Below are 20,631 nucleotides of genomic sequence, written 5' to 3'. Positions count from 1 at the left end.
TGGGGCCGCTTTAAAATTTCACACCGATGCTGGCACCATAGGTGCGCGGTGCGCCCGCAGTTCCGGCATCGCCCAGCGAGGTGCTGACTGCAGAATAATATTGTTCGCCGAACGCGTTTCGGATCCATAAGCGAGCGCGATAGCGATCGTCCCTAGAGGTCCAGCTGAGTTGAGCACTCACAAGGTCATAGGCCTGCTGCCGGATGCGGTTGTCTGGTTCGAAAAAGAAGCCTGAATTGTGGTAAAGAGATGCGTCCATCTGAAAGAGTCCCACCGGTGTGTAGAATTGGTATGAACTGCCGATGGTCAACGTGAGCTTTGGCGAGCGGATCATTGTGTTGCCGGCAGCGTCGATCGCGCAGGTCGTGTTGCCGCCCGTGCGCGGTCCCGGCAACGGCGATGGCGGGTTAGTTGCACAGGTTGCTGGGCTGGGGAATGTCGCCGGCGCATTTGGGAAGCGCCGGTATTCCGCATGCAGCAGATTGGCGTCGGCGCGCAGCGTTAGTCCTTGGACTGGCAGGGCGACCACCTGCGCATCCAATCCATACACTTCTGCAGACGCTGCGTTGAAAATCTGCGACGTGCCCGCTGTTCGCACCACCAATTGGATGTTTTGATAGTCGTAATAGAAGCTTGAGAGGTTTACCCGCAGCTTTCTATCGAGAAAGTCATTTTTGGTACCAACCTCATATGCGTCAATCTTTTCAGGCGCTACTGCAGGATTTGTCGTATTGTTGAGGTTATAAACTCCGCTCTTAAAACCTCGACTGTAGCTCGCATAAAGGATCGAATCGTCGCCGAGCCGTTGGTTGACTGCAAGGCGCCATGTGGGCTGCGACCATGTCTTTTCGGTATCGATGACGTTGCGGACGCCAACGCCTGTCTCGTCTCGCGCGACCAGCGAACGCGTGTCGCTGGTGTAGCGGAAGCCGGTCGTTACGTCGGTCGTTTCGCCGAGCGGGATGGTCGCCTGCGCGTAGCCTGCGATGGATTGCGTATCCATCTCGCCGAAGCGATTGAGATAACCTCCGAGTGCCGCCTGAGACGAGCCAGTGAAGGTCAGCAGCTGTTCCGCTTGCGCGGTAAAGTAAAATGCGCCCATCATCCATTTAATTTTGGAGGACGCAGGAGACTGTACCTGGAGTTCCTGACTAAATTGGCGCAATGAGCCATCGGGCGCTCCAATTGAACTGAAAAGCGGTGTAGAGTCCTGATCCGCGAGGAAGAAGCTATCATATTTACGCAGGGCAGTGATGCTCGTCACACTGACGGAATTGAAGTCTTTACGGATGTTGAAACTGCCTCCGTGCGACTTGCCCTTGTTGTAAGGATCGATTTCGCTGTTGATATCGTAGAACCCACCCACGTTTCGCGTTCCGCCGGCGCCTACTGCTCCAGGCACGATCTGTCGCGCGGTGCTCTGCGTTTCGAGGTAATTGGCATAATCCCCCGCGACCCGGACCTTGAGGGTTTCATCGATCTGCCAAAGCAGGCTCGACCGCACCGCCAGGCTCCGCGACTGGTTAGCCTCGTTTCCTGTAAACCGATTGATGCCAAAGCCTTGATCCTGGTTGTCGACATGAAAAGCCAGATCGATCGCGACATTGTCGGAAAGGCCGGTGGTACCATACAGGTCGGCGGTGAGCGTGCCGTAGTTACCGTACCCGATCTCCGCCTCGGCAACCGGGGTGAAGGTGGGCTCCCGCGTAACGATCTGTACCAAACCGCCTGTCGCGTTGCGGCCAAACAAAGTGCCCTGCGGTCCCTTCAACACTTCTATGCGTTCGATATTATTGAAGGACAGGAACCCTGCCGGCATGGCCGCGATGTACACGCCGTCGACATAAACCGCATTGCTTGATTCATCGCCAGTCGCGCTGTTCTGTGTGCCGACGCCCCGGATATACAATTGCGGCGTACCCAGCGTGCGCGTGATCGTCACGCCAGGCACTACGACGCTCAGATCGGCGGTATTCTTGATGCCCTGTGCCTGTAAGGACTGCGCGGTTACGGCGTTGACCGTGATAGGCACACGCTGCAGATTCTCTTCGCGGCGCTGGGCTGTTACTACAATCGCTTCTAGCTCCGATCCGTTGGCCTGAGTTTGGTCGGGCGGAGCAGACGTTTCCGCCGAGCCCTCAGCCGACGTTGGGAGTGGCGCGTCCTGCGTGTGCGCGGATGCGCGGTCGGCCAGAGCCACACTGGACATCGCTGCTGCTGCCAAAAGACCTTGCCGAAGCTTGCTTGCGCGCATTCTCACCTCTGCCCGTGCGCGCGTTTTCTCGAACGCGCCTGCTTATTCGCCGGTTTGGCTAACAGGAGGCCCCTCGCGACGGAAATACCGACGCCGGATGCCAATATAAGCTCCGATTATGCGATGATGCGCGCGTCAAACCCGCGACTGACCGGTGCCTCCGATCAGCCGGATCAGCAGGGTACGCGGATGCACCACAGGTGCCCGCAGATCATCGCGACAGCTTATGGATCGATGTTAATCCAATATTTCCAGATGCCTGACTTCGCTCGATATCATCGCCAGTCGCGTATCGAGAGGTCGAAACCTGATGCACAGCATGGAGGGGAATATGGTTTTCGAAAGCAGGCTTTCGCGGCGAGCCGCGTTTCTGATTTCGGCGGGTCTGACAGGTGTTCTGTATCCAGCTGGCGCCTCTGCTCAGGTTGGAGCGCCTGAAGAGCAGCAACAGAATAGCGGCGGACTGGAAGAGATCGTTGTGACCGCGCAAAAGCGTGGTGAAAACCTGCAGTCGGTCCCTGTAGCTGTGTCGGCAATCACCGCGAGCGGCGCACAGGAGCGCGGTGTGTCGAGCACACTTGACCTGCAGCAGGTCGTGCCGAACCTGACTATCGCGCATTCGGGCCAGTCTCCGGCCATCTTCCTGCGCGGCGTAGGAACACAAAACACGACGGCGGGCGAAGAATCGAGCAATTCGGTTTATGTCGACGGCGTTTATTACAGTGCGCTGCCGGCTTCGCTGCTCTCGCTCAACAACATTGAGCGGATTGAAGTGCTAAAGGGACCGCAAGGCACGTTGTTCGGTCGCAACGCGACCGGCGGCCTGCTTCACATCATCACCAAGGAACCCTCCCGCACGACAGAGGCGAATGCAAGTATCGGCTACGGCAATTACGAGACGGTCGAGGCGCAGAGCTATGTCACCGGTCCACTGAGTGAAACGCTCGCCGCGGACCTGTCGGTCTATTATAAGGAGCAATTCGACGCCTGGGGCACCAATCTGACCAACGGCAAGGATGTCTATACCGGCGGCCAGTATGGCGTCCGCTCGAAGATGCTGTGGACGCCGGGCGACGCCACGCGGGTCATCCTGTCCGGCGATACATCGCGCAGCAGCGATTCGTTCACCGCGGCTGCGGCGATCCTGCCGGGGGCGCTCGGGCTGGGCGGGCAGCCGCATGGGGGCGGCTTCTATGATATTACGAGCAATCTCCAGCCCTATTCTAGAATCAAGAATTCCGGCGTCAGCCTGCGCGTGGAACATGAGTTCGACTTCGCACAGCTTGTCAGTCTGAGCGCTTATCGCGACGTCCGTGTGCGGGTCGATACCGACCAAGATCGCGTCGCGCTTCGGCTGGTCGATGCCCTGATCCGAAGCAAGACCGAGCAAGTGAGCCAGGAACTCCAGTTACAGGCATTGCCGTCGAGCCCTGTGCAATGGATCGTCGGTGCCTTTTATCTGAAGTCCAAGGCCGATCTCCATCCCTTGGAGCTGGCCGGCGGCGCGCAGGCTGCGATCGGCGGTTATGTGCAACGTTACGCAGTGCAAGACACCAGCTCCGTCGCAGTTTTCAGCCAAGCTACGGTGCCGCTCGGTGCGCGCACGAATGTGACCGCCGGCGTCCGCTATACCATCGATCACCGCGATCTCGACGCCTATGACATAACCGGCGTGTCCGCACCTAACCGGGTGAATGTCGTCAATAAGGATAAGACGTTTCGAAAGCTGACCTGGCGCCTCGCTGCAGACCATCATTTCACCGACGATGTAATGCTGTTCGCCAGCTACAGCCGGGGTTTCAAGAGCGGGGTGTTCAACTTGTTCGCTCCCACCGGGCCGGCGGTGAACCCTGAGGTGCTCGACGCCTACGAAGTCGGTCTCAAAACGGAGCTGCTGGACCGTCGAGTCCGCTTCAACACCTCGGTCTTTCACTATGACTACGACAACATCCAGCTGCTACAGGCGATACCGGGCGGCGCGCGCATCCTCAATGCGGCGCGGGCACGCGTGCGCGGGTGGGACAATGAGTTAACCGTCGCGCCCACCACCGGCATCACGTTGAACGCCAGTTTTAGCTTGCTCGACGGCAAGTATACCAGCTTTCCGAACGCACCGGCGACCTTCCCGAGCCCGGCGACCTGCACCACGAGTCCGCCCTCGCAGCTGCCAGGACCGCGTACGGGCGGAAACACAACATGCGCGATCGATGCGTCGGGCAATCAAATGATCCGATCGCCCAAGGCAACTCTGTCGCTAGGCGCGACTTATGAACTGGATACTAGCGCCGGTAAGTTCGCAGTCGCGGGGAACTACTATCACAGCTCCAGCTATCCATTCGAGCCGGATGGCCGTTTGCGCCAGCCGGCCTATGATACGCTGAACGCCCAGGTCAGCTGGGCGCCTACTGAAAACTATCGGATCCGGGTCTGGGGCCGCAACCTCACCAAGACCAAGTATTACCTCAATCTCATCAGTTCAGTCGGCGACGTGTATCTTCCCGCCGCGCCCCGCACTTACGGGATCTCACTCGATTGGACGATGTGATGGTGGCTGGAACCGCGCTGCCAATGTTGATCGACGATTTGTGGATCGACTCGACTGATGCGGCTCCGATCGACGTTGCCAATCCAGCCGACGGAACGATCTTCGCACAGGTCGCGAGCGCAGGCCCGCGTGAGATCGATCGCGCTGTTGCCGCGGCGCGTGCGAGCTTTGAGGACGGGCGGTGGAGTGCCATGCCGCCGGTCGATCGGACGCGAATTTTGCTGCGCGTTGCGGACGAGATCGACGCCAACAGTGAGACGCTGGCGATGGAAGACTGCCGTAACAACGGCATGTTGCTGGCGATGGCCGAACGCACCGTGGCACTGGCGGCGGACTCTTTCCGCTATTTCGCCGGCTGGGTGACCAAGGTTCACGGGCATACGTCGGCAGTCGCTCTGGGGAATCAGTCGTTTCACGCTTATACACTGAAGGAGCCGATCGGCGTGACCGCCCTGATCGTGCCGTGGAATGCACCGTTCCTGTTCGCCGCGCAAAAGGTCGCCGCAGCGCTGGCGGCGGGCTGCAGTATCGTACTGAAGCCGGCCGAGGAAACACCGATCAGCGCCTTATCGCTGGGCCGCATTCTCCTGGCGGCAGGCTTACCCCCGGGCGTGGTGAACGTTGTTCCCGGGATTGGAGAGGTCGCCGGAGCCGCCTTGGCTGCGCATGGCGATATCGACAAGGTTGCATTCACCGGATCGACGGAGGTCGGCCGCGCGATCGTGCGCGCGGCGGCCGGCAACCTGAAGCGCGTTACGCTGGAGCTTGGCGGCAAGTCGCCGGTCATAGTTTTCGACGATGCAAACCTTGATGAGGCAGCCGCCGGCGCGGCGGGTGGAGTCTTCTCTAATGCGGGCCAGGCGTGCATCGCCGGATCACGCGTCTACGTTCACCGACACATTCATCAGGCTTTTCTCGACCGGACCGTCGCTCAAGCATCGCAGCTGAAGCTGGGCTCAGGCGCCGACCGCACGACGCAGATGGGGCCGTTGATTTCCGAACGCCAGCGGCAACGCGTATTGGGTCTGGTCGATGGCGCGGTCGAGGAAGGGGCGACGCTGCTCACCGGCGGCGGCGTGCACGGCACGATTGGCTATTTCGTGCAGCCAACGATCCTAGGCATGCTGCCGGGGAACGCGCGCATTCTGCGGGAAGAGGTTTTTGGCCCGGTCATGACCGTGATCCCTTTCGACGAAGTCGAAGAGGTGGTCGGCTGGGCGAACGACACCGAATATGGGCTGGCAGCTGCGCTGTGGACCCGCGACATCGGTCGCGCGCACAGTCTCGCCAGAAGAATGCGCGCGGGCACGGTGTGGCTGAACTGCCAACGCGTGCTGGACCTTTCGATGCCGTTCGGGGGCTACAAGAGCTCGGGCTGGGGCCGCGAGAACGGCTGGGAGGGTCTCGAGGCGTTTCTACAGACCAAATCAGTATTCGCTGCCCTTTAACTTGATTAGGACCGATGGTCGACGATGCCCCCGCCTTCCAAGTCAACAATGTCGGCGTTGTCGGCGACCTCTTCTGGATCTTGCTAGAACTGATCGAAACGCTGTGAGGAAGTCGATGCGCTATGACATCGTTATCGTGGGGGCAGGGCATGGCGGCGCGCAGGCGGCAATAGCGCTGCGCCAGAACAAGTTCCAAGGCAGCATCGCGGTGATCGGCGAAGAACCTGAGCTACCCTACGAGCGCCCCCCGCTGTCGAAGGAGTATCTTTCTGGCGAGAAAGTGTTCGAACGCATTCTGATCCGCCCCGCCGCTTTCTGGAAAGAGCGCCAAGTTGAGATGCTGCTTAATCGACGCGTGGTATTGGTCGATGCGGGTGCGCGTAGCGTCACGACCGAAGACGGCGGAACCTTCGGCTATAACCAGTTGATCTGGGCAACGGGCGGCAACCCGCGCCGGATCGCTTGCTCAGGTAATGACCTTATCGGCGTTCATTACATCCGCACGCGGGCAGATGCCGACCAGCTGGTGGCCGCGCTGGACGACGTCGAACAGGCGGTGGTGATCGGTGGGGGCTATATCGGGCTCGAAGCAGCCGCAGTACTCTCGAAGCTCGGCAAGAAGGTGGTTTTGCTCGAAGCTCTCAATCGCGTGCTGGCGCGCGTAGCAGGCGAGGATCTCTCGCGCTTTTACGAGGCCGAGCATCGGGCGCATGGCGTGGATGTTCGGCTGTGCGCGGCGGTCGAATGCATCGAGGGCGAGACCTACGTCACCGGCGTACGAATGAATGATGGAGAGGTAATTCCGGCGCAGATCGTGATCGTTGGCATTGGCATTGTGCCGGCAGTTGAGCCACTGATCGCCGCGGGGGGGGAAGGCGGCAATGGCATCGCGGTCGATCAACAGTGCCGGACCTCTCTGCCCGATATCTTCGCAATCGGCGACTGTGCTCTACACGCCAGTAAATTTGCCGATGGCCTGCCCATCCGACTCGAGTCGGTGCAGAATGCCAACGACCAGGCAACGCTGGTTGCCAAGACGATCATGGGACAGGACCTCGCCTATGATGCAGTGCCGTGGTTCTGGTCGAACCAGTATGACCTTAAGCTGCAAACGATCGGCCTATCGACTGGACACGATGCGACGGTGCTGCGCGGGGATCTCGCGAGCCGCAGCTTCTCGGCCATCTATCTCAAGGAAGGCCGCGTCATTGCGCTCGACTGCGTCAATGCGACGAAGGATTATGTGCAGGGCCGGAAACTAGTGGTCGATCGTGCTGCCGTCGATCCGGGCCGGTTGGCGGACAGCGAAACGCCATTAAGGGACCTGCGGAGCTAGCTCCAGAGCAGAATTTAAGATGGCTCTCTATCCGAAGCCAATGTGTACCGTTTCTGGAAGAGGTTATGATGCGCGATATAGACCACTTCATGGTCGGCGGCTTGGCAGGCGCTGCGGCCCGGTACAAGGACGTGCTTAACCCGTCGACCGGCGAGGTCCAGGCGCGCGTCCCGCTGGGCGATGCCGCATTGCTCGACCGCGCGGTCGAAGCGGCGAAGAAAGTCCAGCCCGAATGGGCCGTCACCAATCCCCAGCGCCGCGCGCGGATCATGTTCGCCTTCAAGCAGCTGGTGGAAGCGAATCGGGATGAACTCGCGCACCTGCTGTCGAGCGAACACGGCAAGGTGATCGACGACGCGCAGGGCGACATCCAGCGCGGGCTCGAGGTGATCGAATACGCCTGCGGCATCCCGCAAGTCTTGAAGGGCGAGTACACCCTCGGCGCCGGCCCGGGGATCGACGTCTACTCGGCGCGCCAGCCATTGGGCATCGGTGCAGGCATCACCCCGTTCAATTTCCCGGCGATGATCCCGATGTGGATGTTCGGCATGGCGATCGCGGCGGGCAACGCCTTCATCCTCAAGCCGTCGGAGCGCGATCCCAGCGTGCCGGTCCGCCTCGCCGAGCTGTTTTTGGAAGCCGGAGCGCCCGAGGGCCTGCTGCAGGTGGTCCACGGCGACAAGGAAATGGTCGACGCGATCCTCGACCACCCCGACATTGCCGCGGTCAGCTTCGTCGGCTCGTCCGATATCGCGCACTACGTGTACAAGCGCGGTGTCGCGGCGGGCAAACGCGTGCAGGCGATGGGCGGGGCAAAGAACCACGGCATCGTCATGCCCGACGCCGATCTCGACCAAGTGGTGAACGACCTCGCGGGAGCCGCATTCGGCTCGGCGGGCGAGCGCTGCATGGCGCTTCCGGTCGTTGTCCCGGTGGGCCAGGATACCGCCGATCGCCTGCGCGAGAAGCTGATCCCGGCCATCAACGCGCTGCGCATCGGGGTATCGACCGACAAGGACGCGCACTACGGCCCCGTCGTCACGCCCGAGCACAAGGCGCGGGTAGAGGCGTGGATCGACACCGCCGAAAAGGAAGGTGCCGAAGTCGTCATCGACGGGCGCGGATACAGCCTGCAGGGCCACGAGAAGGGCTTCTTCATCGGCCCCACGCTGCTCGACCGGGTCACGCCCGAAATGGAAAGCTACAAGGAAGAGATCTTCGGACCCGTCCTCCAGATCGTGCGCGCGAAAGACTTCGAGGAAGCGGTGCACCTGCCGAGCGAACACCAGTACGGCAACGGGGTCGCGATCTTCACCCGCAACGGCCATGCCGCGCGCGAGTTCGCCAGCAGGGTCAACGTCGGCATGGTCGGCATCAACGTGCCCATTCCGGTTCCGGTTGCCTACCACTCGTTCGGCGGTTGGAAGCGCAGCGCATTCGGCGACACCAACCAGTACGGGACCGAGGGCCTGAAGTTCTGGACCAAGGTCAAGACCGTGACCCAGCGCTGGCCCGACGGCGGCGGAGACGGATCGAACGCTTTCGTTATCCCCACAATGGGGTGAAGATTTCAGTTAATTGCCCCATTGATAATTCTGCGATCAACAAACTGGCGCCTGACATCAAAGCTGCCGGGCGCCCTTTTTTCCCTTCGCGGCAGCAAACGCCCAAAGTCCTACTACTCAGATGTAGCAGGCGAATTCTCCCTAAGCTATAAGAATGAGCACAATAAATCTCCCGTGTCCTTTGATCAAACTTAGGCATTTCTTGCTGATCGGTCTGACACTCGACTGTTACGTTCTGGGCGAGCGAGGCATCAGCTCGAACGACTGGGATCGGGGCACAAAGCAGCCGCCTAAAGAAAGGACTGGCTACCGCTCCGATACCGAGCGAACAGTCTCTCCAGCGAGTCTCCGCAAGACTGAGAAACCTGGCAATTGCCGGGTTCGATCCAGTGGCCGCGGTCGGCGGTCATCGATCGGAGATCCCAATGGCCTTTACTCAAGGTCCCGCGCAGGCGCCCGCGCCGCCCCAAGCGGCGCCACTCAGCGAGTTCGTTGCACTCCTGACTGAATCCTCGCTGGAGGATCTGCGCCAGAGGTGGCGCTCGGCCCACCCTGGCGTGGTTATTCCCAAAGGTCTTTCGCGAGACCTCATGATCCGCGGGATCGTATGGAACGATCAATGCTCCCGCTATGGCGGGCTTCCGGCCGACACCGAGCGTGTCCTCGACAAGATGGCGCGCCAGCTAGCGACGTCGGGCACTCTCGATGTTGAGCGCTCCGTCCGCCCCAAGACGGGCACCCGCATTATCCGCGAGTGGCGCGGCAAGACCTACGTCGTCGAGGTGGCCGATGACGGCTTCCTCCATGACGGCGCCAGGTATGCTTCGCTCTCGCACGTCGCTCGCGCCATCACCGGCACTCGCTGGTCGGGACCCCGCTTCTTCGGCCTGAAGCCCCGCGACCAAGCGAGCGGCGAGGGCGAGGGCTGATGTACCGTCCGGATGATTGCAGCCGTGGGCTACCGACCACCAAGACCGTCCGCGCGGCTATCTATACCCGGGTCTCGACCGACGAGAGCCTTGGCATGGAGTTCAACTCCCTCGACGCTCAGCTCGAGGCCTGCGCCGCGTACATCACCAGCCAGCGTCACGAGGGCTGGCAGCGGGTTCAGACCCGGTACGATGACGGAGGCTACTCTGGTGGCAGCATGAAGCGACCGGCGCTCGAGCGCCTGCTCAGCGACGTCAAGGCGGGGCTGATCGACGTGGTCGTGGTCTACAAGATCGACCGCCTCACCCGCAGCCTCGCCGACTTCTCGCGCATCGTCGATGTGCTTGATGCACACAATGCGAGCTTCATCTCGATCACACAGGCATTTTCGACCACCACCTCGATGGGCCGGCTCACGCTCAACGTGCTGCTGAGCTTTGCCCAGTTCGAGCGCGAGGTCGGCGCCGAGAGGGTGCGCGACAAGATCGACAGCTCGAAGAAGAAAGGCATGTGGATGGGCGGGGTGGTTCCGCTCGGCTACGACGTCGCCAACCGCAAGCTGGTGATCAACGAGCGGGAGGCCGAGACCGTCCGGCTCCTCTTCGAGCGCTACATCGCGCTGCGCTCTGTGACTGCGCTCCAGAGCGAACTTGCCGACCGAGGCATTCTATCCAAGCGCACGGTCGGCAAAAGCGGTCTTGTGAGAGGGGACGGGCCGTTCACCCGGGGCGCCCTCTACAACCTGCTCGGTAATGTCATTTACCTTGGCGAGATTGCGCATCGGGGGCAGCGCTACCCCGGCCAGCATGAGGCGATTGTGGAGCTCGCGGTGTTCGAGGAAGCCCAGACGATCCTGGCGCAGAACCGGAGCGAACGGCGTCGGGGGCAGGGGGTTCGCGAGCCAAGCCTCCTGACCGGACTGTTGTTTGACGAATGCGGCGGCCGCTTGACGCCGTCGCACACCAGCCGGGGAGCGCGGCGCTTCCGCTACTACGCGGGGCCACGGCCCGTGGACGGAGCGAAGCGCCAGCTACGAGTACCTGCCGGGGAGATCGAACGCATTGTGCTCGCCAGGCTGTCTCAGTGGCTGCTAGATCGACACTCAGCGGTGACTGCGTTCACAGACGCCGCGCCGGACGCGCTCGCTATTGAAGCTGTGCTTACGACTGCGTCGGCCTGCGCAGCCGAACTTGGTCGGAGCTCTCCGGCCCATGTACGTGAGCTTCTGCTCGCATTGGTGACCAGGATAACGGTCGGCGATGGGCGGATAGCGATCGAGGCCAATCCAGCAGCCCTTTTCGACCGTGCTGGCTTTACGATCAACAATCCGGTGGCCCGGGTATCACTTAGGTGCGAGTTCCAGCTCGTTCGTCGTTCGAAGGAAGTGCGGCTGACGGTCGCGCCCAGGCTACCCGCCTCACAGCCGCAGGCGGACCCCGCCCTGGTCAAGCTCCTCGTCAAGGCGCATGCTGCCCGGCAGGCTTTACTCGCCTCAGGCGGGCGCAGCCTGGCCGAGGTCAGCGAGGCCGAGGGACACGAACCGCATTACTTCGCAGTCCTGGTGAAGCTGTCGTATCTGGCGCCGGACATCACCGAGGCCATCCTTGAGGGTCGGCAGCCGGCTCGGCTGAACCGGCAGCAGCTGGCTCGCATCCGGCAGTGGCCGATGGAGTGGGCCGAGCAGCGTACGCTGGTTGCGGGGTTTGCGGGACTTTAGTCTGGGAGCCGGTATGCGCGCCATTCTCCGTCATTCCGGATGAAACGGCGACTGTCTGAAAGCGGCCCCTCGATTCCGTGCGTCAACTTCGACAGGATCGGTCTGCCCGAAAGGGTGGCGATCCTCGAAAACCATTTCGCGCCGCAACGTCCCGATCTCGAGCGCGACGCCGGGCTGAGCACCCGGCGCTTCGACCGCCGGGTTGACTTGTGGGCGTTCGTGATCCTTCACGCTGCCGGCAAAGCGCAGCTGCTGGAGCTAATCTTGGGCGCCTGACTAGGCCCCCGAAAGCTCGACCGAGTCTACGAGCACCATCGCGCGCGCCTTTTCCGCGATAAGCTCTGCTCGCTTGGCGCAGGCGTCCACCTCGACCCGGTAATCCCCATCAATCAAAGTGATCGCTGCGCCGGTGACCACCGCACCCTGCTGTGCCAGCAGGTTGAGCAATCGCACAGGCAGTTCGAGCGAACCCTCCCCTTGAACGATGAGGCGCACGGCTCAGGCCGCAGCAGCGAGCGGGCTGCTGCGAGCCGCCGCGATCTTCTGGCGGGCGAGGCGATTGGCGGCCGCGTGCGGCGCCAGACCCGCCGCTTCGGCAAGATCGAGAACCCGGACCAGCCGATCCGCCGTCCCTTCGATCAGTGCGGCCGCTCCGGAGGGAGTCCAACCCAGGTACTCGGCCGCGACGTTGATGATTCCGCCGGCGTTCACGACGTAATCGGGGGCGTAGAGAATGCCGCGATCCGCCAGGCGCAAGCCGTCCTCGGCATCGGCGAGCTGGTTGTTGGCGGCGCCGCACACTACCCTTGCCCGCAACTTGCCGACTGTGTCGTGGCGGATCACTGCGCCCAACGCACAGGGCGCGAAGATTTCGGCCTCCGCGGACAGGATGCCGCCCACACTTGCGACCGTTGCCCCGGTGGCGACGGCCACGCGGGAGACGGCAGCGGAATTGACGTCGGCCACGATCAGCCGCGCCCCGGCCCCGTGCAGCATGCCGGCCAGAGCGGCCCCGACGTGGCCGACCCCCTGAATCGCGACCGTGCAGTCTTTCAAGGGACGCTCGAGCCGCCGTTCGGCGGTAACCTGCATCGAGAGAAAGACGCCGCGCGCGGTCCACGGCGAGGGATCGCCCCCTACTAGGCCCGATCCGCGAACCGGCAGGCCCGCGACGTAGCGCGTTTCGAGGGCGACAGCGGCCATATCCTCAGGGGTCGTCCCGACATCCTCGGCGGTGAGATACGAGCCTTTGAGCTTTTCCACCGCCCGCCCGAACGCGCGGAACAGGCCGCGGCGATCGAATGCCCGATCGGGCGCGCGCATGACGGCCTTTCCGCCTCCGAGCGGCAGTCCGGCGAGGGCGTTTTTATAGCTCATTCCCTCGGCCAGCCTGCAGGCATCGGCTGCCATCGCGGTGCGGTCGGCATATGACCAGAGGCGGCAGCCCCCCGCCGCCGGCCCGAGCGCGGTCGAATGAACGACGATGATTGCATCGAGGCCGCTCGCTTCGTCGCGGACGATCCGAACGTCCTCGGGCGGCAAAGCATGGTCTGTATCAAGGGTCATCTCGGTCTCCTGCGATCGGTCAAAGGGCTTATGGCGAAGGGGCGAGGGAGATTGTGACCTTTTTCTTGCCTCGAAGCGCGTATCTCGGCTAGTTTTGACCCAATAATTTGAGAAAGCCGGTTAAAATGTTCCAGATGGACGCCTTCGAACGCAAGATCATCCGGGAGCTGCAACGCGACGCCAATCAAACGACGGCCGAGATCGCCAGCAAGGTTGGTCTTTCACCCTCGCCGTGCTGGCGCCGGATAGACCGGCTGGAACGCGAGGGCGTCATTCGCGGGCGCGTGGCGATCATCGATCGGCGCAAGATTGGCTTGAGTGCCCATATTTTCGCGCAAGTGCGACTGAACGCGCATGGCCGCTCGAACCTCGATGAGTTCAGCGCGGCCATCCAGTCGTTTCCGGAAGTTCTCGACGCCTACGTACTGATGGGTCAGACCGACTTTATGCTCCGCATCGTCGCGAGCGACATCGATGCGTACGAGAAATTCTTCTTCGAAAAGCTTAGCAAACTCCGCGGAATCCAGGAAATCACCTCGACGGTCGCGCTTTCGGAAATCAAGTCGACGCTGGAACTTCCCTTGGGCGAGTAGCTAACACATTGCGTCAAAGAGGCGTCTCGAAGGGCGCACTTGCCCGCCATCGAGTGTCTAGGTCCGCTAGCGGCCGAGAAGCTGCCCATCGGCTAAGCGCCCAATCTCAGTCATTCTGGTTATCGCGGTGGGCGCTCGAAACCAGCCGTTCGTCCAGGGCAGCTCAGTGGCGGCTTCGCGCCCTAATCTCGGTCATTGGAGTGGTTGCTCTTTCAACCTGAAGCTGCCGCTCCGTCAGACAAACGTCGAGAGCAGCCGCGTTCGTCGCAGGCAGCCTGCGCTGGCGCCAATTTAGAAGCCGCACGCTTGGCCTCGCCGGACCCACCGTGCCTGTTGGAGTTAGCTGACTATCACCTCAGGGCGGCTTGAAAAAGCATGCTTGATGAAGTCCAAGGCGAAGTGGCGGTCGCTCATCACCGCTTGGCGGACCTGCAGCTCGCCGTCTCGAGCCGCCACCAGCCCCATCACGAACTCGCGGTCTTCATCGGCTATCCGTGCGCCGAGTACGACCCCGGTGAGCGCCGCTGCCGGGAACGCCTTCATGCCCGGCCCCCCTCTATAATCGAGCATCCTGCGCTCGCATTCATACTCCCAGACCGAGGCTTTGGTCAGGATGGCGTGCTTAAAGTTCGCATCGTCGCGGGCCTCGGTTATCTCGAACGTGGGCCTATCGGGCGTGTAGATCACGTCGAAAGCGATGAAGACCGGATCGAGCAACTCTTGAAACTCGTATGCGACGCCACGATGCGCGTCGGCATAGTGCGCCCACAGCAGCGGACAGGCGAGATCGGTGGAGAAACAGCAAACCCCGCTCGCGGCCATCCACTCATGAAAACCCTGCTCGACACGCTCGCGTGGGCGTACCTCGCCCTCAGCGATTAGCTGGCGTGTCACGCTCTTGCGCTGATGCTTGGGGGCGTCCGGCATCATGCGGCGAACCAGTGAGCGCATGTAAACGTGTCTACCGAGACGCCCACGCCCGAAGCGGAAGACCGGGTTGCAATCGAAGGGATCGTTGAAGTTGTTCGGCGACTGCCAGAACATCCTATTGTGCAGGATGATATCTTCAGCGGTCGATCGACCGAATGGCTCGCTTAGCGAGCGGAAGCGGTAAAGCTTAGCGAGCTTGTCGTCTTCATCCTCGGCCATCCATGAGGAAATAGAGGGATGGTGGCGCCACAAGAAGGCGCCGCCCGCATATCTCCACAATGCTGAGCAGCAGTCGATCCTCACCCGGCCGCAGGTCCACCTATTCACTGCGCTTGGCGACACTGCGAGCGCCCGCTCGCAGCGCATCGGCAGCGCGGGTCGAGGTGCGCGCCCATTCAACCTCGGCGCGAATTGCTACCATCTCACCGCCTCGATTAGCCTCGTCGCAGCCCAAGCGATCCGCCGGTCGATCCATCCAGGGAAGGTGCTGTAGCGAGGCGTCACCCAGTCTCGCTCGGTCACCTCGGGCGTTACCACGCATTGACGGGAGATCATGTTGGCTAGTCCTGGTCTTCACGCGAATGTTTGAACCCAAACGACTTGTGGCCCGCCCGCGCCCAAGAGCACTCGGTCTGCTATCGGCCCATTAGCGGCCGATGCCTCAGCAGAGATCAGCGGAGATTTCGACGCGAAGGAGATAGCCGTCGTGACCGCGATGGATGGGCTAAGGCTAGGCGCTCTGGGGTCAAGTACGCGCAAGTCCGCCGCTTTCAGCGAGCGTGTGCCGGAGAAAGTCTCTGCGGATAAGAGGTAGTGGTGCCTCGGGGCGGATTCGAACCACCGACACTGCGATTTTCAGTCGCATGCTCTACCAACTGAGCTACCGAGGCAGGCACTGCTCGCACCGGGTCAAGGCGACCCGGGCGGTTGGCGAGGCGGCGCTATGGCCAAGGGCGAACGCCTTGGCAAGTGCCTCAATCGCGCCTTCAGTCGAGCGTGCGGTCGATGTCCTCCGGATCGGCCGGTGGGCCAGGCACGGCATAGGTATCGTTGAACCAGCGCGCGAGGTCGCGGTCCTTACACCGCGTCGAGCAGAACGGCGCGTGCGCCTCGCTGCGCGGCTTCTTGCAGATCGGGCATGGGCGAGGCGCGGCGGTCATCGCGGCACGATCTGGGCATGGCCCGGGAAGAGCGCAAGCGCGGGATCGGCCTGTACGCGCACCTCGCGGCCGGTGCGCCGTTCGAGTTCGCCGAGCCACTCCGGCCGAAGCGCGGCAATCACCGCCGGGCTTGCGGTCAACAGGATAGCTCCCGCGCTATCCAGCGCCTCCGCCGAACGCAGCAGCTTGCGCGCGGCTGCGCCGGCGCGGTCGAATGCCAGTCGGTGCAGGAGTGAGGGCCGCTCACTACGCGCGACCATCTGGACGAAGCCGAAGCCGTTCATCGCGGTGCGCTCGTGATCCCAGTGTGACAATGCCATGCCCAGCGCCGCGTCGACTGCCTTGCGGTCCTCGCGCGCGGGCAGGGATGGGAAGTCGATGCCGATCGAACCGCCGAGGTCGAACCGTGCGAGCGCTTCCCGGATTGGCGGGATGGCTGCAAGCGCGAGGAGCCGCGCGGGAAGAGTTCCATCGACGTCGATAAGGGTCATCGCCGCTGTCGGCGCGAACTCGAGTGCACCTCCGGGGAACGCGACAGTACCGTCCCATGCCTCGGCCCAGATCTCGTCCCACGCAGAATCGGGAAAGCGGCGGAAGACGCACGCATCCGCCAGTGCTTCGGCTAATGACGGCGCGGGACGCGGGCCGGCATCGGTCGGACGCGCGTGCGCCAGCTTGCCGCGCGATCGTTCGCGGAGAGCGGTGCGGGTGACTTCAAGGCGCAGGGTGGCGCCTTCGCTGGCCTCCTTTGGCAGGCGATCAACTAGCGCCTCCTCGCCACCAGCAAACCGCGCCCGCCCGCGCGAGGAGCCCTTGGCGCGCTCGACGAGCACCGCGTCGGCCACCAGTCCGGCCTCCAGCCCGCCAGGCCAGCGCAGCCGCGCCGCTACCGCCCGGTCGTTGTGGTAGAGCAGCGCCCGCTCCTCGCCGATCCCCTGCTCGATTAGCCAGGTCATCAAATCCTCCCCGGCACGGGGAGGGGGACCGCGGCGGCGCAGCCGGCGTGGTGGAGGGGGCCGTCCGCACGCGCTGCGGTTACCGCGGGCCCCCTCCACCATGCTGCGCATGGTCCCCCTCCCCGTTCCGGGGAGGACTTAGGGGACATCGAAGCCCGCGGCCTTGAGCAGCGCGCGCGTTTCGTAGAGCGGCAGGCCCACCACGCCTGAGTGGCTACCCGCAATCCACGCGATCAGGCCCTCGGCCGCGCCCTGGATTGCGTAGCCACCCGCCTTGCCGTGCCACTCTCCGCCATCGAGGTAGGCGGCGATCTCTTCGCCCGAGAGCCGCTTGAAACGCACTTGCGTCTCGCTCAGCCGCTCGCGCACCGTACCGTCGGGCGAGCATAGGGCGATCGCCGAAAGCACGCGGTGCCGACGGCCCGACAGCAGTTCAAGGCACGCACGGGCGGTCGCTTCGTCCTCGGCCTTGGGGAGGATGCGGCGGCCGGCGGCGACGACGGTGTCGCCGGCCAGCACGAAGGCATCGGACGAGGCAGCCGCATCCGCCTTCTCCCGCGCCATGCGCAGCGCATAGTCGCGCGGCAGCTCGGCCTTGTACGGCGTTTCGTCGATGTCGGTGACGACAATGCGGGCGGGCTCGATCCCAAGCCGCGCGATCAGCTCGCGGCGGCGCGGACTGGCGGATGCGAGGATGAGCGCGGGCATGAGCCCGAGCGCTTTACTGCGGCCCCGGGCCGCCGCGGCCAGGCATGAAGCGGTAGGTGATGCGCCCCTTGGTCAGGTCGTAGGGAGTCAGTTCGACCAGCACTTCGTCGCCGGTCAGCACGCGGATGCGGTTCTTGCGCATCTTGCCGGCGGTATGGCCGAGGATCTCGTGGCCGTTCTCGAGCTCCACCCGGAACATCGCGTTGGGCAGCAGCTCCACTACCTTGCCGCGCATCTCGAGGAGTTCTTCTTTGGCCATGCGGTTCGTCGGTACCTTGTATCGGGTTGGTAGATTGGCGGCGCCCATAGACGGAGGCGTCTCAAAAGGGAAGCGCCGCCTGCGTGGCTCCCTGTGGTCATCTGCGGGAAAGCTTTGCGCGACAAAAAGTTACCCGACCGTGGGTTGCGCCTCCACCTACCGTAAGTAAGTCCGAAGCTCCGGGGGGAGCCGGAAGGAAAAGCAGAAGGATACCCCTGGTCTTGCGTTCGCTGTACCCTGTCTCGCTGCTGGCCGTCGCGCTGGCCGGTCCCACGCTGGCGCAGGACGCCGCGCCGGTCGCGCAGGAAACCGCCCAGGAGGATACGCCCGTCGCAGCCGATGATCAGGCCGCGACCGGCGGCGAGATCGTGGTGACCGCGACCCGTCTGCGCGGCCAGGTCGATACCGACAGCCCGCCGGTGCTGGAACTGGAAGAGGCGGACATCGCCGCCTATGGCTCGGGCTCGATCGCCGACCTTGTCGCGCAGCTTGCGCCGCAGACCGGCTCGGGGCGCGGACGCGGCGGACGCCCGCTGATCCTCGTCAACGGCCAGCGGATCAGCAACTTCCGCGAGATTGGCCGATTCCCGCCCGAGGCGATCCGCAAGGTCGAAGTGTTGCCGGAAGAGGTCGCGCTGAAGTTCGGCTATCCGCCCGATGCGCGCGTGATCAACTTTATCCTCAAGGATTCGTTCTCTTCGCGCACGGTCGAGCTCGCCACCCGCATGCCGTTCCGCGGCGATACGGCGGTGAGCGAGGCGGAAGGGTCGCTGCTCACCATCGCCGGACCGCGGCGGGTCAACGTCGGGATCGACTACACCCGCACGACTCCGCTGACCGAGGCCGAGCGCGGGGTGATCCAGGCGCCGAGCACAGATCCCACGGTGGCAGGGGATGCCGATCCCGCCGCCTTCCGCACGCTGGTCGCGCGCGACGAGAAGATCGAAGGCGACGTGACTTTCACCACCGGCGTAGGCGGCGAAGCGTCGGGTAAATCGTTGACCTTGAACGGCCAAGTCAGCCGCGACGTGCGCACTTCGCTGTCGGGGCTCGATACCGTGTTGCTGACCTCGCCGACAGGCGCGCAGGCGCTGCGCACGATCGATGCCGATCCGATCACCCGCCGCACCGCGACCGACAGCTATTCACTCGGCGCGGGGTTCAATGCCGCGCTCGGCGATTGGCAGCTGTCGAGCACGCTCGACGCCAACCGCACCGATACCGACAGCCGGGTCGACCGCCGGCGCGATACCAGCGCGCTGATCGCTGCCGCGGCTGCGGGCACGCTCGACATCACCGGCGCGCTGCCGACGGTGGCCGGCGCCGGTACGGACCGCGCGCTCAGCCGCGTGTGGTCGGCCAGCCAGAAGAATACGCTCTCGGGCACGCCGGTGGCGCTGCCGGGCGGCGAGGTCAACGTGACCTTCGACGCGGGCTACGACTGGACCCGCATCGAGAGCCAGGACACCCGCACCACCGGCGCGACACAGCTCACCCGCGGCGATCTCAACGCCGGGGTCAACGTCAGCGTCCCCATCGCCAGCCGGCGCGAGGGCTTCCTCGACGCGATCGGTGACTTGTCGGTCAACTTCGGCGGCGGGATCGATCACCTGTCGGACTTCGGCACGCTGACCGACTGGAACGTCGGGGCGAACTGGAAGCCGGTCGAAAAGCTGTCGCTGCAGGGCAGCTACACCGTGCGCAAGGTCGCGCCGGGGCTCAGCCAACTGGGCGGGCCGACGATCGTCGACGTCAACGTGCCGGTGTACGATTTCGCCACCGGGCAGACGGTGCTGGCGAACGTCACCACCGGCGGCAATCCGAACCTGCTCGAGGAAACCCAGCGCGATATCAAGCTGTCCGCGAGCTACGATCTCGACTGGTTCGACCGCGCGAACGTGCGGGTGGAATACTTCCGCAACCGCTCGGAGAACACGACCGAGAGCTTTCCGCTGCTGACCCCCGCGGTCGAGGCGGCGTTCCCCGGCCGGGTAACCCGCGACGCGGGTGGCAATCTCATTTCCATCGACCGGCGTCCGGTGACTTTTGCCGAGCGCAGTTCATCGCGCATCCGGTACGGGATCAACCTGTTCGGCAAGGTCGGCAAGCCGTCACCGCAGAGCGAGGGGCAGGGCGGCGGGCGCGGCGGGTTCGGCGCGCTGATGGCGGCCGCGCAGCCTGCCCCGGCGGCACCCGCGGCGACGACCGAAGCGCCCGCTGGCCGCGGTCAATTTGACCCCACGCGCTTCGCCGAGATGCGCGCCAAGTTCTGCGCTGCGCCGGCAGGACAGGTGCCCGACCTTTCCGGCCTGCCGGAGCGGATGACCGAACGGCTCAAGGGCCCCGACGGCCAGATCGATCCGGCCAAGATCGCCGAAGCGCGCACTCGGATGTGCAATGCCGACGGCACCCCGCGCACCGATGGTGGCGGGATGGGCGGTGGCCAGCGCACCTTCGATCCGGCGCGCTTTGCCGCGCTGCGCACAGCGCTGTCGTGCGGAGTCGAGGGCAAGGACGTCGACATAGCTTCGCTGCCGCCGGAGATCGCGGACCGGCTCAAGGGGCCCGACGGCACGATCGATCCGGCACGCCTCGCCGAGTTCCGCACCCGCATGTGCGCGCTGCCGGCTGACGGCAGCGGCGGCTTCGGCGGACGGCGGCGCG

17 protein-coding genes and 1 tRNA gene are annotated in these 20,631 nt (G+C 63.6%); 9 read left to right on the top strand and 9 right to left on the bottom strand.

Going from position 1 to position 20,631, the window contains the following annotated elements:
• Window positions 1–10 precede the first annotated feature (10 nt).
• Window positions 11–2,254 (bottom strand): TonB-dependent receptor, encoded by a 2,244-nt coding sequence (locus ELY12_RS11705; protein WP_126176895.1) that lies wholly within the window; start codon window positions 2,252–2,254, stop codon window positions 11–13.
• Window positions 2,255–2,585: 331 nt separating this feature from the next.
• On the opposite strand from ELY12_RS11705, the gene ELY12_RS11700 reads away from it, so the two are divergent.
• The 7 genes from ELY12_RS11700 (at window position 2,586) to ELY12_RS14365 (ending at window position 12,071) form a co-directional block, all read left to right on the top strand.
• The gene (locus ELY12_RS11700) at window positions 2,586–4,799 is read left to right on the top strand and encodes a TonB-dependent receptor (protein WP_164549494.1); all 2,214 of its coding nucleotides are present in this window, start codon (window positions 2,586–2,588) and stop codon (window positions 4,797–4,799) included.
• On the top strand, window positions 4,796–6,247 hold the full coding sequence (locus tag ELY12_RS11695) for an aldehyde dehydrogenase family protein (protein ID WP_241229873.1): 1,452 nt from the start codon (window positions 4,796–4,798) through the stop codon (window positions 6,245–6,247). Before ELY12_RS11700 ends, ELY12_RS11695 begins: the two co-directional genes overlap by 4 nt.
• Window positions 6,248–6,362: 115 nt before the next feature.
• Window positions 6,363–7,583, top strand: a complete 1,221-nt coding sequence (locus ELY12_RS11690) for an NAD(P)/FAD-dependent oxidoreductase (RefSeq protein WP_126176893.1) — start codon at window positions 6,363–6,365, stop codon at window positions 7,581–7,583.
• Between the two features lie 68 nt (window positions 7,584–7,651).
• The gene (locus tag ELY12_RS11685) at window positions 7,652–9,148 is read left to right on the top strand and encodes a CoA-acylating methylmalonate-semialdehyde dehydrogenase (protein ID WP_126176892.1); all 1,497 of its coding nucleotides are present in this window, start codon (window positions 7,652–7,654) and stop codon (window positions 9,146–9,148) included.
• A 425-nt stretch (window positions 9,149–9,573) separates the two neighbouring features.
• The gene (locus ELY12_RS11680; RefSeq protein ID WP_126176891.1) at window positions 9,574–10,077 is read left to right on the top strand and encodes a DUF2924 domain-containing protein; all 504 of its coding nucleotides are present in this window, start codon (window positions 9,574–9,576) and stop codon (window positions 10,075–10,077) included.
• Entirely contained in the window at window positions 10,077–11,795 is a 1,719-nt protein-coding gene (locus tag ELY12_RS11675; protein ID WP_126176890.1) for a recombinase family protein, read from the top strand. The genes ELY12_RS11680 and ELY12_RS11675 overlap by 1 nt, the downstream gene beginning before the upstream one ends.
• A gap of 114 nt (window positions 11,796–11,909) precedes the next feature.
• Window positions 11,910–12,071 carry a hypothetical protein gene (locus ELY12_RS14365; protein WP_164549493.1) on the top strand — a complete coding sequence of 54 codons (162 nt, stop codon included), beginning with the start codon at window positions 11,910–11,912 and terminating at the stop codon, window positions 12,069–12,071.
• Here the strand turns inward: ELY12_RS14365 and ELY12_RS11670 are convergent, their stop codons facing one another.
• Together ELY12_RS11670 and ELY12_RS11665 are read right to left on the bottom strand one after the other, a co-directional pair.
• Complete coding sequence (locus tag ELY12_RS11670; protein ID WP_126176889.1) at window positions 12,072–12,290, bottom strand: hypothetical protein; 219 nt, start codon at window positions 12,288–12,290, stop codon at window positions 12,072–12,074. It lies immediately after the preceding gene.
• A 3-nt stretch (window positions 12,291–12,293) separates the two neighbouring features.
• A complete protein-coding gene (locus tag ELY12_RS11665; protein WP_126176888.1) occupies window positions 12,294–13,361 on the bottom strand; it encodes a Leu/Phe/Val dehydrogenase in 1,068 nt (355 codons plus the stop codon).
• Window positions 13,362–13,486: 125 nt separating this feature from the next.
• On the opposite strand from ELY12_RS11665, the gene ELY12_RS11660 reads away from it, so the two are divergent.
• Window positions 13,487–13,954: an Lrp/AsnC family transcriptional regulator gene (locus ELY12_RS11660; protein WP_126176887.1), complete on the top strand. Its 468-nt coding sequence runs from the start codon at window positions 13,487–13,489 to the stop codon at window positions 13,952–13,954.
• Window positions 13,955–14,293: 339 nt separating this feature from the next.
• Here the strand turns inward: ELY12_RS11660 and ELY12_RS11655 are convergent, their stop codons facing one another.
• The 6 genes from ELY12_RS11655 to infA all read right to left on the bottom strand — a co-directional run bounded on the left by ELY12_RS11655 (window position 14,294) and on the right by infA (window position 17,967).
• Window positions 14,294–15,103: a DUF2971 domain-containing protein gene (locus ELY12_RS11655; protein WP_126176886.1), complete on the bottom strand. Its 810-nt coding sequence runs from the start codon at window positions 15,101–15,103 to the stop codon at window positions 14,294–14,296.
• A 595-nt stretch (window positions 15,104–15,698) separates the two neighbouring features.
• Window positions 15,699–15,774: transfer RNA gene (locus tag ELY12_RS11650), tRNA-Phe, on the bottom strand.
• A 96-nt stretch (window positions 15,775–15,870) separates the two neighbouring features.
• Window positions 15,871–16,044 carry a DNA gyrase inhibitor YacG gene (gene yacG / locus ELY12_RS11645; RefSeq protein ID WP_126176885.1) on the bottom strand — a complete coding sequence of 58 codons (174 nt, stop codon included), beginning with the start codon at window positions 16,042–16,044 and terminating at the stop codon, window positions 15,871–15,873.
• Window positions 16,041–17,000 carry a ribonuclease gene (locus ELY12_RS11640; RefSeq protein WP_338142063.1) on the bottom strand — a complete coding sequence of 320 codons (960 nt, stop codon included), beginning with the start codon at window positions 16,998–17,000 and terminating at the stop codon, window positions 16,041–16,043. Before ELY12_RS11640 ends, yacG begins: the two co-directional genes overlap by 4 nt.
• Before the next feature lie 138 nt (window positions 17,001–17,138).
• Window positions 17,139–17,708, bottom strand: a complete 570-nt coding sequence (locus tag ELY12_RS11635) for a Maf family protein (RefSeq protein ID WP_126176883.1) — start codon at window positions 17,706–17,708, stop codon at window positions 17,139–17,141.
• Between the two features lie 13 nt (window positions 17,709–17,721).
• Window positions 17,722–17,967 (bottom strand): translation initiation factor IF-1, encoded by a 246-nt coding sequence (gene infA / locus ELY12_RS11630; RefSeq protein WP_057883479.1) that lies wholly within the window; start codon window positions 17,965–17,967, stop codon window positions 17,722–17,724.
• Window positions 17,968–18,188: 221 nt separating this feature from the next.
• Here infA and ELY12_RS11625 point away from each other — a divergent pair.
• Window positions 18,189–20,631, top strand: a 2,443-nt coding sequence (locus ELY12_RS11625; RefSeq protein ID WP_126176882.1) for a TonB-dependent receptor plug domain-containing protein, incomplete at its 3' end; no start/stop codon positions are given.

Origin of the sequence: Tsuneonella rigui, assembly GCF_003958625.1 — a bacterium.
GTDB lineage: Bacteria > Pseudomonadota > Alphaproteobacteria > Sphingomonadales > Sphingomonadaceae > Tsuneonella > Tsuneonella rigui.
The sequence above is the reverse complement of the archived record's forward strand: the minus strand, read 5'-3'. Positions and strand labels throughout refer to the sequence as shown.

Excerpts from the sequence above, each read along its gene's own strand:
- ELY12_RS11705 (WP_126176895.1), bottom strand. The coding sequence starts at position 2,254 with ATGCGCGCAAGCAAGCTTCGGCAAGGTCTTTTGGCAGCAGCAGCGATG.
- infA (WP_057883479.1), bottom strand. The coding sequence starts at position 17,967 with ATGGCCAAAGAAGAACTCCTCGAGATGCGCGGCAAGGTAGTGGAGCTG.
- ELY12_RS11640 (WP_338142063.1), bottom strand. The coding sequence starts at position 17,000 with ATGACCTGGCTAATCGAGCAGGGGATCGGCGAGGAGCGGGCGCTGCTC.
- ELY12_RS11700 (WP_164549494.1), top strand. The coding sequence starts at position 2,586 with ATGGTTTTCGAAAGCAGGCTTTCGCGGCGAGCCGCGTTTCTGATTTCG.
- ELY12_RS11655 (WP_126176886.1), bottom strand. The coding sequence starts at position 15,103 with ATGGCCGAGGATGAAGACGACAAGCTCGCTAAGCTTTACCGCTTCCGC.
- ELY12_RS11635 (WP_126176883.1), bottom strand. The coding sequence starts at position 17,708 with ATGCCCGCGCTCATCCTCGCATCCGCCAGTCCGCGCCGCCGCGAGCTG.
- ELY12_RS11690 (WP_126176893.1), top strand. The coding sequence starts at position 6,363 with ATGCGCTATGACATCGTTATCGTGGGGGCAGGGCATGGCGGCGCGCAG.
- ELY12_RS11675 (WP_126176890.1), top strand. The coding sequence starts at position 10,077 with ATGTACCGTCCGGATGATTGCAGCCGTGGGCTACCGACCACCAAGACC.
- ELY12_RS11685 (WP_126176892.1), top strand. The coding sequence starts at position 7,652 with ATGCGCGATATAGACCACTTCATGGTCGGCGGCTTGGCAGGCGCTGCG.
- ELY12_RS11665 (WP_126176888.1), bottom strand. The coding sequence starts at position 13,361 with ATGACCCTTGATACAGACCATGCTTTGCCGCCCGAGGACGTTCGGATC.
- yacG (WP_126176885.1), bottom strand. The coding sequence starts at position 16,044 with ATGACCGCCGCGCCTCGCCCATGCCCGATCTGCAAGAAGCCGCGCAGC.
- ELY12_RS11660 (WP_126176887.1), top strand. The coding sequence starts at position 13,487 with ATGTTCCAGATGGACGCCTTCGAACGCAAGATCATCCGGGAGCTGCAA.
- ELY12_RS11680 (WP_126176891.1), top strand. The coding sequence starts at position 9,574 with ATGGCCTTTACTCAAGGTCCCGCGCAGGCGCCCGCGCCGCCCCAAGCG.